11 protein-coding genes are annotated in these 13,876 nt (G+C 55.8%); 4 read left to right on the top strand and 7 right to left on the bottom strand.

What is annotated here, in order from left to right; genetic code table 11:
* Positions 1–14: 14 nt before the first annotated feature.
* The 4 genes from queA to coaD all read right to left on the bottom strand — a co-directional run bounded on the left by queA (position 15) and on the right by coaD (position 2,947).
* On the bottom strand, positions 15–1,064 hold the full coding sequence (gene queA, locus CPH65_RS17965; protein WP_096175128.1) for a tRNA preQ1(34) S-adenosylmethionine ribosyltransferase-isomerase QueA: 1,050 nt from the start codon (positions 1,062–1,064) through the stop codon (positions 15–17).
* 267 nt (positions 1,065–1,331) lie between these two features.
* On the bottom strand, positions 1,332–1,805 hold the full coding sequence (locus CPH65_RS17960; RefSeq protein WP_096175127.1) for a peptidylprolyl isomerase: 474 nt from the start codon (positions 1,803–1,805) through the stop codon (positions 1,332–1,334).
* A 99-nt stretch (positions 1,806–1,904) separates the two neighbouring features.
* Positions 1,905–2,402 (bottom strand): peptidylprolyl isomerase, encoded by a 498-nt coding sequence (locus tag CPH65_RS17955; protein WP_096176492.1) that lies wholly within the window; start codon positions 2,400–2,402, stop codon positions 1,905–1,907.
* A gap of 44 nt (positions 2,403–2,446) precedes the next feature.
* Positions 2,447–2,947 (bottom strand): pantetheine-phosphate adenylyltransferase, encoded by a 501-nt coding sequence (coaD, locus tag CPH65_RS17950; RefSeq protein ID WP_096175126.1) that lies wholly within the window; start codon positions 2,945–2,947, stop codon positions 2,447–2,449.
* A gap of 223 nt (positions 2,948–3,170) precedes the next feature.
* Between coaD and CPH65_RS17945 the strand changes: the two genes are divergently transcribed.
* Positions 3,171–3,395: a hypothetical protein gene (locus CPH65_RS17945; protein ID WP_157747778.1), complete on the top strand. Its 225-nt coding sequence runs from the start codon at positions 3,171–3,173 to the stop codon at positions 3,393–3,395.
* Between the two features lie 125 nt (positions 3,396–3,520).
* Here CPH65_RS17945 and gyrA read toward each other — a convergent pair whose 3' ends face one another.
* Positions 3,521–6,355 carry a DNA gyrase subunit A gene (gene gyrA, locus CPH65_RS17940; RefSeq protein WP_096175124.1) on the bottom strand — a complete coding sequence of 945 codons (2,835 nt, stop codon included), beginning with the start codon at positions 6,353–6,355 and terminating at the stop codon, positions 3,521–3,523.
* Between the two features lie 218 nt (positions 6,356–6,573).
* Between gyrA and CPH65_RS17935 the strand changes: the two genes are divergently transcribed.
* Positions 6,574–7,203, top strand: a complete 630-nt coding sequence (locus CPH65_RS17935) for a MarC family protein (RefSeq protein ID WP_096175123.1) — start codon at positions 6,574–6,576, stop codon at positions 7,201–7,203.
* An 81-nt stretch (positions 7,204–7,284) separates the two neighbouring features.
* Here the strand turns inward: CPH65_RS17935 and CPH65_RS17930 are convergent, their stop codons facing one another.
* On the bottom strand, positions 7,285–10,491 hold the full coding sequence (locus tag CPH65_RS17930) for an efflux RND transporter permease subunit (RefSeq protein WP_096175122.1): 3,207 nt from the start codon (positions 10,489–10,491) through the stop codon (positions 7,285–7,287).
* Between the two features lie 9 nt (positions 10,492–10,500).
* Positions 10,501–11,517 carry an efflux RND transporter periplasmic adaptor subunit gene (locus tag CPH65_RS17925; RefSeq protein ID WP_096175121.1) on the bottom strand — a complete coding sequence of 339 codons (1,017 nt, stop codon included), beginning with the start codon at positions 11,515–11,517 and terminating at the stop codon, positions 10,501–10,503.
* A gap of 169 nt (positions 11,518–11,686) precedes the next feature.
* On the opposite strand from CPH65_RS17925, the gene CPH65_RS17920 reads away from it, so the two are divergent.
* Positions 11,687–12,634 carry a cation diffusion facilitator family transporter gene (locus tag CPH65_RS17920; RefSeq protein ID WP_096175120.1) on the top strand — a complete coding sequence of 316 codons (948 nt, stop codon included), beginning with the start codon at positions 11,687–11,689 and terminating at the stop codon, positions 12,632–12,634.
* 174 nt (positions 12,635–12,808) lie between these two features.
* A protein-coding gene (locus tag CPH65_RS17915; RefSeq protein ID WP_096171592.1) for an IS630 family transposase occupies positions 12,809–13,875 on the top strand; the annotation gives its coding sequence in 2 pieces (ribosomal slippage) (positions 12,809–13,313 and positions 13,313–13,875; 1,068 coding nt in all).
* The last annotated feature ends 1 nt before the right edge of the window (position 13,876 follow it).

Here is a 13,876-nt window from a genome sequence, read left to right as displayed (position 1 = left end):
TGCGCTTTGGCCCGTCATTTCGGGCGTAGCAGCAGCGAGGAATCTCCGTAAGAATAGAAACGATAACCATTTTCAATGGCATAGGCGTAAGCAGCCTGCATCCGCTCCGGTCCCATGATGGCAGACACCAACATGAAGAGCGTGGATTTGGGCAGGTGAAAGTTGGTCATCAGGCCATCAATGGCACGGAAGGCATAACCCGGCGTGATGAAAATATCCGTGTCCCCACTGAAGGGCCGAATGGTGCCATCAGCGTCCGCTGCGCTTTCCAGGAGGCGCAAGGAGGTGGTGCCAACCGCGATGATCCGGTTGCCGCGGGCACGGACTGCATTGAGATGGTCGGCAAGCTCCGGCGTGATGACGCCCCATTCGGCATGCATCTTGTGGTCGTTTGTGTCATCGGCCTTGACCGGCAGGAAGGTCCCTGCCCCGACATGCAGTGTCACGAAATGCCGTTCGATGCCTTTTGCGTCGAGCCGCTCAAACAGACGGTCAGTGAAGTGCAGACCGGCCGTAGGGGCGGCAACGGCGCCTTCTTCTCGGGCATAGATGGTTTGATAGTCTGACTTGTCGCGTTCGTCTTCTGCCCGCTTCGAGGCGATGTAGGGCGGCAGGGGAACATGCCCGACCTCCGCAATGGCCGCGTCGAGCTGTTGGCCTTCGCAATCAAAGCGCAGAACCACTTCGCCCGCGTCACCCTTCTCGCAGATGGTGGCTGACAGATGTGCTCCGAATTCGACGCGGTCGCCGAGTTGGACCTTCTTGGCTGGCCGGGCAAAGGCGCGCCAGGTCGAAAGGTCTTCGCGCTTATGAAGATTGAAATGCACACCGGCCCGGATGTCGCCGCGCACGCGTGTGCCCTCGAGTTCAGCCGGGATGACCTTGGTGTTGTTGAAGATCAGCGCGTCACCGGGCGCGAGAAAATCAGGTAGATCGAGCACCTGATAGTCTTCAAACGCCCCTTCGGGCGGGACAAACAGAAGCTTGGCTTCGTCTCGCGGATTGTGCGGTCGCAGCGCTATGCACTCGGGCGGGAGGTCGAAGTCGAAGAGATTGACAAGCATCGGTTCTGATGATCCTGAAGGCGATATCCGGCCCAGTCGGCGGCGCCTCTCACTGGTTCTGGCACGATTGGCGAGCCGCGTTCATCAAAAGATGAGATGATCCCGGGGCGTCATGAATGGGCGGGTTCTTAGCCCGCATTTCCCGCAAGTTCAAGCCGTTTGTGTGCCGGCAAGCCGCGCTGCTGCGCATTTTAGGTATCAAAAAGCCCGGAGGGGTGAGAGACCAGTTGGTCTCCCACCTTGATCCGGGCTTTTAAGCTCTTGGCTTTAGAGGTCTGCTGCGACCTTCATTGAAACAATGCTGTCGGGATCCTGAACAGGTTCACCGCGCTTGATTTTGTCGATGTTTTCCATCCCTTCGATGACCTGACCCCAGAAGGTATACTGGTTGTCGAGCCAAGGGGCCGTGTCAAAGCAGATGAAGAACTGGCTGTTGGCAGAGTTGGGATCCATCGCGCGAGCCATGGAACAGGAACCGCGCACATGTTTGGTTGCACTGAACTCTGCTTTCAGGTTCGGCTTGTCGGAACCGCCGGTGCCGGTGCCATGCGGGCAGCCGACCTGTGCCATGAAGCCATCGATCACCCGGTGGAAGACGATGCCGTCGTAGAAGCCTTCGCGCGACAGTTCCTTGAGGCGCTCACAATGGGCCGGAGCAAGATCGGGGCGCAGTTCGATGACGACTTTGCCCTTGGTGGTTTCCATGACGAGCGTGTTTTCGGGATCTTTGATTTCAGCCAATGGTCTGTTCCTTGGTTTTAGATGGTAGCTCTCCGGGCGGTGCCTTTCCATGAGTTCCGCCAGGGTGTGTCGGTAGATGGTGCGGATCTCCGTCGCGGTCTATTCGTCCACGACCTGCATCTTGACGATGACGTCCGGATTTGCCGGTGGCTCACCCTTGTTGATCTGGTCGATGAACTCCATGCCTTTTTCAACTTCGCCCCAGACGGTATACTGGCCGTTTAGCCAAGAAGCGTCAGCGAACATGATGAAAAACTGGCTGTTGGCGCTGTCCGGATTTTTGGAGCGTGCCATGCCAAGCACGCCGCGCTCAAAGGGGTGCGCGTTGAATTCTGCCTTGAGATCAGGGAGATCGGAGCCTCCGGTGCCATTGCCTCGCGGATCACCGGTCTGGGCCATGAAGCCGTCAATGACACGATGGAATTTGAGGCCGTTGTAGAAACCTTGTTTGGTCAGGGTCTTGATGCGTTCGACATGGTTGGGAGCCAAGTCGGGGCGCAGCTTGATGACCACACGGCCATAGGCGGTGTCGAGATAGATTTTTTCCTCTGCCTGTGCGGACAGAGGGGCTGTCAGCAAGAATGCGGCAAAGAGCATAAAGAGGGCTGCAAATGTACGACGCTCGGTCATGATGGTTCCTGTCAAGATGTGAGCTTCTTGTCAAAGGCGTCTTTGACTGCCTTGGGTACAAAGGGAGAAATGTCTCCCCCCATGATGGCAACCTGGCGCACCAGACTGGCAGCAATGTGGCGCACAGCACCACTGGAGGGCAGATAGACGGTTTGCACGTCGGGGGCCAGAGTTTCGTTCATTCCTGCCATCTGCATTTCATAGTCGAAATCCGTCCCGTCGCGAAGTCCGCGGATCATCATGGTCGAGCCGGTGCGCACCGCCGTCTCAATGACCAGATCATCAAAGGCGACGACTTCGAACTCCGTTCCGGTTTCACCAGCGATCGGTGCCACGACGTCATGGACGAGCGTGAAGCGCTCCTCGGTGGTGAAGAAAGGCTTCTTGCCATGGTGGACCCCGATTGCAATCACCAGCTTGTCGACGACGCGACAGGCCCGGTGAACAATGTCCAGGTGTCCAAGCGTTATGGGATCAAACGATCCGGGATAGAGTGCGGTTTTTTTCGACATGGTCCTCCTCCATACCGTTCCCCCTCTTTTATCACAAGCAGGAATCGACTAACGGATCGTGCCTGTAAAAAAATGAACCATTTGATGCCTGCGAGTGTCTTATCTCTGTGGCCATGAAAAAACATGAATGCCACATGAACAAAAAAGTCAGGGCTCTTTCATGTACACAGAGCTAAAAGTTTGTTAACTGCATAAGGGCAAAATCGGGGCAAGGGGTAGGATTATGGCAACTTTGACAAAAACTCAGTTGATGGTCGCAACAGGAATTCTGATCTGTGTTTTGGGGCTTTCATTCATCGCGATGAGCGAAAGTTCAGCGCTTTCTGATGGTTATGGCACGCCAATGACACTTTCGAGCGTGGAGTTTTCCTTGACGGCGAGCAATGACGAGTGCGTTGCCATCAAAGGATCCCAGGGCTGCGAAGTCCGCAATGTGTCGATGTTCTGAGCTTTCTCATTGGGCCTTATTGGCAAAATGAGAACTCTTTATACCGGTCTCGTTCGCTGGGGCTGATTTGGAATTTGAAAAACGGGGCCTTTGAGGCCCCGTTTTCTTTTCCACTGGAATTTTCATCATTCGTCTTCAGAGGGTCCATCTTCAGAGGGTCCATCTTCAGAAGGCCCGGTTTCAGACGGTCCATCCTCTGATGGATCGGTTTCCGGTGATGTTTCATCAAGCTCCAGCCCTTCGGCCTCCTGATGATCCACTTCAGAGATCAACTCAACCGAGACGACCTGTTCATCATCGCGCGTCTTGAAGACCGTCACACCTTGTGTCGACCGTCCAGCGATGCGGATACCGTCGATCGGGCAGCGAATGAGCTGTCCGGCGTTGGTGACAAGCATGATCTGATCGCAGTCCTCTGCCGGGAAGCTTGCAACCAGACGGCCATTGCGATCATTGACCGCCATGGCCGCAATGCCCTTGCCGCCACGACCGGAGGTCCGGTATTCGTAGGACGAGGTCCGCTTGCCATAGCCATTCTCGGAAATGGTCAGAACAAACTGCTCCGAACCACCCATTTCGGCATAGCGTTCAACCGGCAGGGATGCCGCTGAGGCTTCGAGCGGTGCTTCGCTTTCCTCGCCATTGAGTGCTCGCCGCGCCGCGCTGGCCTGACGCAGATATTCGGTGCGTTCTTCCGGCGTTGCTTCGAAGTGATGCAGGATCGACATGGAAATAACCTTGTCATCCTCTTCCAGACGGATACCGCGCACTCCTGTGGAGCCACGAGACTGGAAGATGCGCACATCCCCGACAGGGAAACGAATGCACTGGCCTTTGGCCGTGGTGAGCATCACGTCGTCGATAGCGTCGCAGGTTTCGACCCCAACGATGCCGTCTTCAGGCACGCCATCCGGGCCGTCCTCGAATTTCATTGCGATCTTACCGTTGCGGTTGACCAGCTTAAAGTCCGAAAGCTTGTTGCGACGGACCGAACCGGAGATCGTCGCGAACATCAGATCCAGTTTTTCCCAGCTCTCCTCGTCTTCGGGCAACGGGAGAATCGAGGTGATCCGCTCACCCTGCTGCAGCGGCAACAGGTTGATCAGGGCCTTGCCCTTGCCTTGTGGTGCGGAAAGCGGCAGACGCCAGACCTTCATCTTGTAGGCGATGCCGCGGGACGAGAAGAACAGCACCGGTGTGTGGGTGTTGCCCACGAACAGCCGGGTGACGAAATCCTCATCCTTCATGGCCATGCCTGCGCGACCCTTGCCGCCACGGCGTTGAGCCCGGTAGGTGGACAGGGGAACGCGCTTGATATAGCCGGCGTGGGACACGGTGACGACCATGTCTTCACGCTGGATCAGGTCTTCGTCGTCAAAGTCTGCGCCACCTTCGATGATTTCGGTTTTGCGCGGCGTTGCAAACTCTTCCTTCAGCTCGATCATCTCGTCCTTGACGATCGTGTAGATCCGTTCGCGAGACCGCAGGATGTCGAGATAATCGGTGATTTTCTCACCCAGAGCATTCAGCTCGTCGCCCACTTCGTCGCGGCCCAGAGCCGTCAGGCGCTGGAGGCGGAGGTCGAGAATGGCACGGGCTTGCTCTTCGGACAGGTAATAGGTGCCGTCTTCATTCAGCTTGTGCCGCGGATCATCAATCAGGAGGATCAGTGACTCGACATCACGTGCTTCCCAGCGGCGCTCCATCAATTGCTGACGGGCCGTCGCAGGATCGGGCGCCTGACGAATGAGCTTGATCACTTCGTCAATGTTGGCCACAGCAATGGCCAAGCCAACCAACACGTGCGCCCGCTCGCGGGCCTTGTTGAGCAGATATTTGGTGCGGCGGCTGACAACTTCTTCGCGGAAGGCATTGAAAGCCAGCAGAATGTCACGCAGGTTGAGCAGCTCAGGCTTGCCGCCGTTCAGCGCCACCATGTTGCAGCCGAAAGACGTCTGCAACTGGCTGAAGCGGTAAAGCTGGTTCAGAACAACGTCCGGCACGGCGTCGCGTTTCAGTTCCACGACAACACGCATACCCAGACGGTCCGACTCGTCGCGGATGTCCGAAATGCCCTCAATGCGCTTGTCACGCACGGCCTCGGCGATCTTTTCGATCATCGTGGCCTTGTTGACCTGATAAGGAATTTCCGTGACCACAAGGGCCATGCGATCCTTGCGGATCTCTTCCACATCGACCTTGCCGCGCATCATGACCGAGCCGCGACCGGTGTTGTAGGCGCTGCGAATGCCTGCACGGCCAAGGATAAGGCCACCCGTCGGGAAATCCGGACCGGGCACAATTTCCATCAACTCGTCAGCCGACAGGGTCGGATTGTCAATGAGCGCGATGGAGGCATCAACCAGTTCACCCAGATTGTGGGGCGGAATGTTGGTTGCCATGCCGACTGCGATGCCCCCTGCCCCATTGACCAGAAGGTTGGGGAAACGGGCAGGCAGAACAACGGGCTCGCTCTCGGTCGAGTCGTAGTTGTCGCTAAAGTTTACGGTATCTTTGTCGAGGTCACCCAGAAGAGTCGTCGTGACTTTCTCAAGACGACATTCCGTGTAACGCATGGCCGCGGCGCTGTCGCCATCGATGGAGCCAAAGTTACCCTGTCCATCAATCAACGGGACGCGCAGGGAAAAACTCTGCGTCATGCGCACGAGCGCTTCATAGATCGCACTGTCGCCATGGGGATGATATTTACCCATCACATCACCGATGACGCGCGCTGATTTACGGTAGCCCTTGTTCCATTCGTAGCCATTTTCATGCATAGAATAGAGAATGCGGCGATGAACGGGTTTGAGACCATCCCGAACATCAGGCAGCGCACGGCTGACGATCACGCTCATGGCATAATCGAGATAGCTGCGTTTCATCTCTTCGGTGATGGAAATGGGCTGGATATAGGCGGTAGATCCGTCGCCCGGTTTTGTATCGTTTGTATCTGTCAAAGGCGTGTCTCGAATCCTTGTCAAAAAGGTAGTTCTGTATAGCCGATTTATGGTCTGTCGGCAAAATTTTGACCGCACCCTGTGAGCAAGTTTTCAGTGGATTGATGCATCGGGTGGTTCCTGCTATTCGAGCTGAACGCGCACAGGCCTTATTGATACAATCTATCTTAATTGCCATGGCGGTTTTGTCGCCCCTGAACCAATGGAAAGCCCCGGAAATGCTGCCCTTTGACATGATGCTCAATGCTTTTGCCACTTTGTTCGTGACAATCGACCCGATTGGTCTCGCGCCGATCTTTCTGGCTGTGACCAGCGAAGCGACGAAGCAGGAACGCATTCAGATCGGCATTCGCAGTGTGGTCGTGGCGGCTGGCATTCTCCTTACCTTTGCCTTGGTGGGGCAAGTGATTCTCTCGGTGCTGGGTATTTCGCTGCCGGCGTTTCGGATCGCGGGGGGCATTTTGCTTTTCGTCATCGCCTTCGAGATGGTTTTCGAGAAGCGCAAGGAGCGCAAGTCGAAATCGGCGGAACGGGTTATGTCTGATGACGAGATGCATAATATCGCGGTCTTTCCGTTGGCAATTCCTCTGATTTCTGGACCCGGAGCAATTTCTGCGGTTCTGCTGCTCTCGTCTCAGACGTCCAACTGGGTCGAGATGGGGTCGGTTCTGTTTGTCGTCGCTTTTGTTTTGTCTCTGGTGCTTTTCACCTTTGTCGTATCGGGCTGGGTGGAAAAGATGCTTGGCGACAATGGCCGCAATATATTGACCCGCCTTTTGGGCGTGCTGCTGGCGGCGCTGTCGGTGCAGTTCATTGCGGACGGTGTGAAGGCCCTCATAGTTGGCTGACTGAATGACCTCTTGCTCAAACAACAAAAGCCTGACGCGGTGCGCCAGGCTTTTTTGTTATATGGATCTCAGTGACCGGGATCACATCTTCCTGTCCACGCCTTTCAGGGCGATATAGATCGCGGGGATGACCAGCACTGTGAGGAGCGTCGACGAGGCCAGCCCGAAGAGCAACGAGATTGCCAGCCCCTGAAAGATCGGGTCCGCCAGGATTACCGCCGCGCCGATCATTGCCGCCAGAGCGGTGAGCATGATGGGTTTGAAGCGGATGGACCCGGCCTCAAGCAAGACGTCCTTCAAAGGCCTGCCGGAGCCCTTTTCATGCCCGACAAAATCGACCAGAAGGATAGAGTTGCGCACGATGATGCCGGCAAGTGCGATGAAGCCGATCATCGATGTGGCTGTGAAGGGCGCGTTGAACAGCCAATGACCGATCATGATGCCGATCAGCGTGAGCGGAATTGGCGTCAGTACAACCAGCGGAACCCGGAACGAATGGAACTGGGCCACCACGAGGGCGTAGATTGCCAGAATGGCGATGGCAAAGGCAGCCCCCATGTCGCGGAAGGTAACCCATGTGACTTCCCACTCGCCATCCCACAACAGAGCGACTTCGGTTTCATCCTTGGGCTGGCCATGGAGGATGATGTGCGGTTTGGGCAGATCGCCCCAATCGTGGGCGTCGATCTTGTCCTGCACGGCAAGCATGCCATAGATCGGGGCTTCGAAGTCTCCGGCTAGGTCTGCCACGACCATCTCGGCGGATCGGCCATTGTGCCGGAAGACAGGGAAACTGGCCTTTTCGCGATCAATGCGGACAACATCACCAATTTCGACGACACCGCGATTGCCGGGGATGGCGTTTTGCGGCACGGGAATGGTGAGTAGCCGCTCGGACAGCGTCAGATCGGACCTGTTCGGTTTGACCGCGATCTCAACTGGACGACGCCCGCCTCCCTTGTGGGAATAGCCGACAACCTGACCATTCAAATAATATTGGATGGTCTGGTAGACATCGCCCTGTTCGACTTGATGATATTCGAGATTGTCCTGATCGATGCGGATGCGGGCCCGGTCCGAGGGGGTGCCGAAGCTGTCATCGACGTCAACAATGAAGGGGACGTCTTCGAACAGCTTGCGCACTTCGGTTGCCACGGCGCGACGGGTTTCCGGATCAGGACCATAGATCTCTGCCAACAGTGTCGATAGAACCGGCGGTCCGGGTGGGACTTCCACCACCTTGATGCTGGTGCCGTCCACTACGGGCAAATCTTTCAGTCTTTCGCGGATCTCAAGTGCGATGGTGTGGCTGGAGCGTTCCCGTTCGCCCTTCTCGGTGAGATTGACCTGCAGGTCGCCCTGCTCTGGATTGGCGCGCAAGAAATAGTGGCGCACAAGACCGTTGAAGCCAAAGGGCGCTGCTGTTCCCGCATGAGACTGGATCGAGAGAATTTCCTCGATGTCGTCCAGACGATGAGCGGCTTCCATCAGAGTGCGGTCTGTTGCCTCCAACGTTGCCCCTTCAGGCAGATCGACGATGACCTGCAGTTCGGACTTGTTGTCGAAAGGCAAGAGCTTCACGGTGACGTGCTGGGTGTAGATCAGCAGGGTTGAGGCGATGGTCGCCCCGCCCACAATGAGCAGGAAGGCCCATGACCGTCCCCTGCCCGACAGAATTGGGCGGGCGATCAGGCGATAGGCGCGACCGAGAATGCCTCCGTCTCTGTCTTCGCTGTGGCCGGGCTTGCCGAAGATGTTCATCAGCCATGGCGTCAGCATCACTGCAACGAAGAAGGACAATACCATCGCAGCGGAAGCAACCGCGGGAATCGGGCTCATGTAAGGGCCCATCATGCCCGAGACGAACATCATGGGCAGAAGCGCTGCCACGACGGTCAGTGTTGCGATCACGGTGGGGTTTCCAACCTCGGCTACGCCTTCGATTGCGGCCTGAATCTTGGAACGACCGTCTCCCATTGCCCAGTGGCGGGAGATGTTTTCGATCATGACAATCGCGTCATCAACGAGGATGCCGATGGCAAAGATGAGCGCAAAGAGCGAAACGCGGTTGATCGTGTATCCCATCAGATAGGCGGCAGCGAGCGTGAGAAGAATGGTCGTGGGAATGACGATGAAGACCACGATGCCTTCGCGCAGGCCGATAGCGATGCTGACCAGAATGACGATCGAAATAGTCGCAAGACCAAGATGATAGAGAAGCTCGTTGGCTTTCTCGTTTGCCGTTTCCCCATAGTTGCGCGTGACATCAACCCTGACGCCGTCGGGAATGATCTGGCCCTTGAGTTCGGAGACGCGATCCTCGATGGCGTGCGCAATATCGACCGCGTTGGCACCCTTGCGTTTGGCGATGGCAAGCGAAACCGCAGGCATGCGATTAAAGCCGCCCCCATCCTTTTTCGTGAGATGCCAGACGCGATGATCGGTCTGACTGCTGCCAACGACAACCTTTGCCACGTCCTTGACATAGACGGGACGATTGTCTCGGGAGGTGAGCAGCAACAGGCCGATGTCTGGGATGCCATGAAGGGTCTGACCGACGGCAACCGGAAGGCTCGTATTCGTTTCGCGCAGATTGCTGACCATGAACGAGGTGTTGGCCGCCTGAACCTTGCCCACAAGCTGTTGCAGGGTGATGCCGTAAAGCGCCAGCTTTTCAGGGTCTGGTTCGACGCGGATCTGGTCGGTCTGGCCGCCGACAATATAGGTCAGGCCGATATCGTCCAGTTTGGATAGTTCGACGCGCAATTCGTCAGCAATATTATAAAGAGCGGTATCATTCCAGCGATCAGCGACGGTCTTGTCCGGTGAGAGCGTCAGCACGGTGATTGCGACATCGTCGATGCCTCGGCCAATGATCAATGGCTGCGGGATGCCCACGGGGATGGACGTCAGATTGGCGTTGATCTTGTCATGAACACGCAACACGGCAGCATCGGAACTGGTGCCGACCAGAAAACGGGCTGTGACAACCACACGGTCGTCGTAGGAGTTGGAATAGACGTGCTCGACGCTATCGATGCTTTTAACAATCGTCTCCAGCGGCTCGGTAATGAGCTTGACCGCATCTTCGGCCTTGAGGCCGTCCGCGCGGACCTGAATGTCAACCATCGGCACCGAAATCTGCGGTTCTTCCTCACGCGGGAGCGCCATCAGGGCGACAAGTCCCAAGGCAAAGGACGTTATGAGCAGAAGCGGTGTCAGTGGGGACGTGATGAAGCTTCGAGCCAGATTGCCCGAGATGCCCAGATGCTTGGATTTGGTTTCCATGATTGATCCTCAGAGCTCGAGCAGCACGTCGCCGGCTTCAAGGCCGGACAGGATCTCGATCATCGGCTTGCCATCCTGATGATGGACCTGGCCAATCTGGACCGCGATCTCGGAACTGGTGCCATCCGGTTCTTTGAGGCGTACGAAATCGACACCATAGCGGGTGAAGACCAGATCCTGAGGCACAAGATAGGTGTCCCGCAATCCAGCCTTAATGCGCACCTGAATGCGCTCGCCGACGAAATAGTCGCCAAGCCCCTCAACGTTTGCATCTGCCAGAACGCGGCCATCCGCAATTTGTGGGTAGACCTTGGCGATTTCGCCGCGTCGGGTGCAACTACCGTCGCAATTGGCTCCTCGTTCGGCGATTTCGATCATATCCGCCTTCTTGAGGAATTGCGCATGCCTTTCAGGCAGAGACAGGCGCAGAATATAGTTGTCCCGGGCGATGGTCGCGACAGCCTCGCCGTTCATGACCACCGAGCCAACTGTGATGGGGACGTCCAGAACGCGCCCGGCCTGAGGTGCCAGTACGGCCCCTTCCTCGAGTTGGCGGACGATTACGGCACGCTCGGCCTCGGAGGCTTCGAGCCGACTGTTGGCGACGTCAAGCTGGGTGTTGACCTGATCAAGCCTCGATTTGGTTGCCGATCCGCGCTTGAACAATTGGTCAACTCTTGCCTTTTCGGTCTTGATGTTGTCGATCTCGCGTTCGGCTGCACGAATCTGCGCCTCAATCGCATCGATGCGCAGATCCAGCTTCGGATCGCGAACAACCGCAATGGTTTCCCCTTCTTTCACGAAGCTGCCTTCGGTTACGGTCAATTCCGTGACTGTTCCGGCGGTGCGCACCCTCGCTGGAATGGAATCTGTGCTTTCCACGGTTGCGTAAACGGCCTTCTTGTCTTCGATGGCCTGTTTGGTGACAGTGAAGTCGGCGGCATGCGCAACTGAACCGGTCACGGTGAGAACGAATAGGCAGGCAGAGAGAAATGCCTTGCCTTTTGGTGTCTGTGCCTTGCACATTGCGGTTCACTCCTGACGGTGAATTGTAATATTAGAAAATACGAATATAAGAATTATAAGGAATTGTCAAAGGGCTAAGCGTGATTTTGGCTGTTTTCCTCAGGCTTGGCATCCGGTATTAACGTTATGTGACATTTCATCTGACCGAGGCATTTCAAGGAGACTGGTATTGGCTTCCCACGGATCAAAAAAAGTAATCTATGCGGCCCTTGCGGGTAACAGCCTGATTGCTCTGACGAAATTCATAGCAGCCTCTATTACGGGATCATCCGCGATGCTCTCCGAGGGCATTCATTCGCTCGTCGATACAGGTAATCAGGGGTTGTTACTCTATGGTATGAGAAAGGCCGCAAAACCGGCTGACAAGAAGCATCCGTTCGGATATGGCGCCGAGCTGTACTTCTGGGCTTTCGTGGTTGCACTGCTGATTTTTGCGGTTGGTGCTGGCTTGTCGATTTACGAGGGTGTCAACAAGGTTCTTGAGCCGCATCCCGTGGGTGACCCAACCATCAACTTCGTGGTTCTGGGGGCTGCGCTTTGTTTCGAGGGATGGGCCTGGTGGATTGCTTTGAGAGAGTTCAGCACCACCAAGGGCAAGATGGGCTGGCTGGAAGCGGTAAGTCAATCCAAGGATCCGACGGTCTTTACGGTTCTGTTTGAAGATTCCGCAGCCATGCTCGGTCTTTTCGTGGCGGCCGTTGGGATTTCCATTTCGCACTATTTCCACATCCCGTGGATGGATGGCGCCGCTTCGATTGTCATTGGCATCATTCTGGCGTGTACCGCCTTCCTGCTTGCCTATGAGACCAAGGGCTTGCTGATCGGCGAGGCTGCCTCGGACGAGATGGAGCAGGAAATTCGGTCCATCGCTTCATCGCATCCGTCCGTGACCATGGTCAACGAACTAAGGACACTGCACCGCGGTCCCAAGGAGATCCTTGTTACGCTCAGCATCGACTTTGAAGACACGATGCAGGTCTCCAAACTTGAAAGCGTCATCGCTGATCTTGAGGAGCATATCCGGGAGCGGTTTCCCCAGATCCGTCGCCTTTTCATCGAGGCACAATCGCACAAGGATCATGAGACCGTCGCCAAACTATTTGACGATCCCGTGTAGTCCTGCATTTGCACTGGTGGACCTACGAAAAAACCCGGCTTTCGAGCCGGGTTTCTTGTATTTTGCGATCATTCGATCAAGATCGGCAGTCATACCAAGGGCGTGAAGTTCTGACTCTTTAGGGATTCCATTTTTAGCACTGGCGTGATTCAACATGGCAAAGGAGATTTTGCCATGTCTGCCGCTTTGATTCTTAGCGATGCTTTTGACGCCGATAGTTTGCGCCGTCTTGCCAAAGGATGCCGCAATGCCAAACAGAGCCGCCGCCTACTGGCCATTGCGGCTGTCTATGACGGCATGAACCGTGCTGATGCCGCCAAAGTCGGCGGTATGGACCGCCAGACTTTGCGAGATTGGGTTCTTCGCTTCAATGAGCAAGGCACCGATGGTCTTGTCGACATCAAAGCAACCGGCGCTCCCATGCGCTTGAGCCCAGAACAGCTCGAAGAGTTTGTTGCTATCGTTGAAACCGGTCCTGATCCTGAGAAGGACGGCGTCTCTGTCTGGCGTAGCCAGGATCTGGTGCGTGTGATCCAAGAGCGGTTTGGGGTCTCCTACAAGGAACGTGGAGTACGGGATCTTTTGCGCCGCATGGGGTATGTGCGCATATCTGGTCGACCTCAACATCCAGAACAAAAGCCTGAAGTCATTGATGCTTTCAAAAAAACTTCTCCGCAACGTTGGCAGCGCATGTAGGCCATTTGCCAAAGAACAAGCCCATCGAGATTTGGTGGCAAGATGAGGCTAGGCTTGGTCAGAAGAATGGACTGGCCCGACTATGGGCAAAAAAGGGAACCAGACCACGTCTGCCAGCCGATCAGCGATATAAAAATGCCTATCTGTTCGGTGCAATATGTCCAGCGCGTGGCGTTGGCGCGGGATTGATGATGCCTTTTGCAAATACACAGGCCATGCAAATGCACCTCGAAGAAGTCTCAAGGACAGTGGCGCGCGGCGCTCATGCCGTGGTGCTGATGGATCGTGCCGGATGGCATACGACAAGCAGACTCAACGTGCCCAAGAATATCACCATCCTCCTGTTGCCTTCCAAATCACCGGAACTGAACCCAGTTGAGAATATTTGGCAGTATCTGCGCGGTACCTTCCTGTCCAATCGGGTCTTCGAAGACTATGCCGCCATTCTTGATGCTGGTTGCCAAGCATGGAAGAGCCTCTCCGCCAACCCAACCATCATCCATTCAATAGGTATGAGAAAATGGGCTCAAGAAGGTCAGAATTAAA

The organism is Cohaesibacter sp. ES.047 (genome assembly GCF_900215505.1).
Lineage (GTDB): Bacteria > Pseudomonadota > Alphaproteobacteria > Rhizobiales > Cohaesibacteraceae > Cohaesibacter.
This window is presented reverse-complemented; position numbering and strand designations above follow the sequence as displayed.

What these genes read in the sequence shown, in the direction of transcription:
- queA (WP_096175128.1), bottom strand. Translation starts at nt 1,064, where the DNA reads ATGCTTGTCAATCTCTTCGACTTCGACCTCCCGCCCGAGTGCATAGCG.
- CPH65_RS17955 (WP_096176492.1), bottom strand. Translation starts at nt 2,402, where the DNA reads ATGCTCTTTGCCGCATTCTTGCTGACAGCCCCTCTGTCCGCACAGGCA.
- coaD (WP_096175126.1), bottom strand. Translation starts at nt 2,947, where the DNA reads ATGTCGAAAAAAACCGCACTCTATCCCGGATCGTTTGATCCCATAACG.
- CPH65_RS17945 (WP_157747778.1), top strand. Translation starts at nt 3,171, where the DNA reads ATGGCAACTTTGACAAAAACTCAGTTGATGGTCGCAACAGGAATTCTG.
- CPH65_RS17935 (WP_096175123.1), top strand. Translation starts at nt 6,574, where the DNA reads ATGCTGCCCTTTGACATGATGCTCAATGCTTTTGCCACTTTGTTCGTG.
- CPH65_RS17930 (WP_096175122.1), bottom strand. Translation starts at nt 10,491, where the DNA reads ATGGAAACCAAATCCAAGCATCTGGGCATCTCGGGCAATCTGGCTCGA.
- CPH65_RS17925 (WP_096175121.1), bottom strand. Translation starts at nt 11,517, where the DNA reads ATGTGCAAGGCACAGACACCAAAAGGCAAGGCATTTCTCTCTGCCTGC.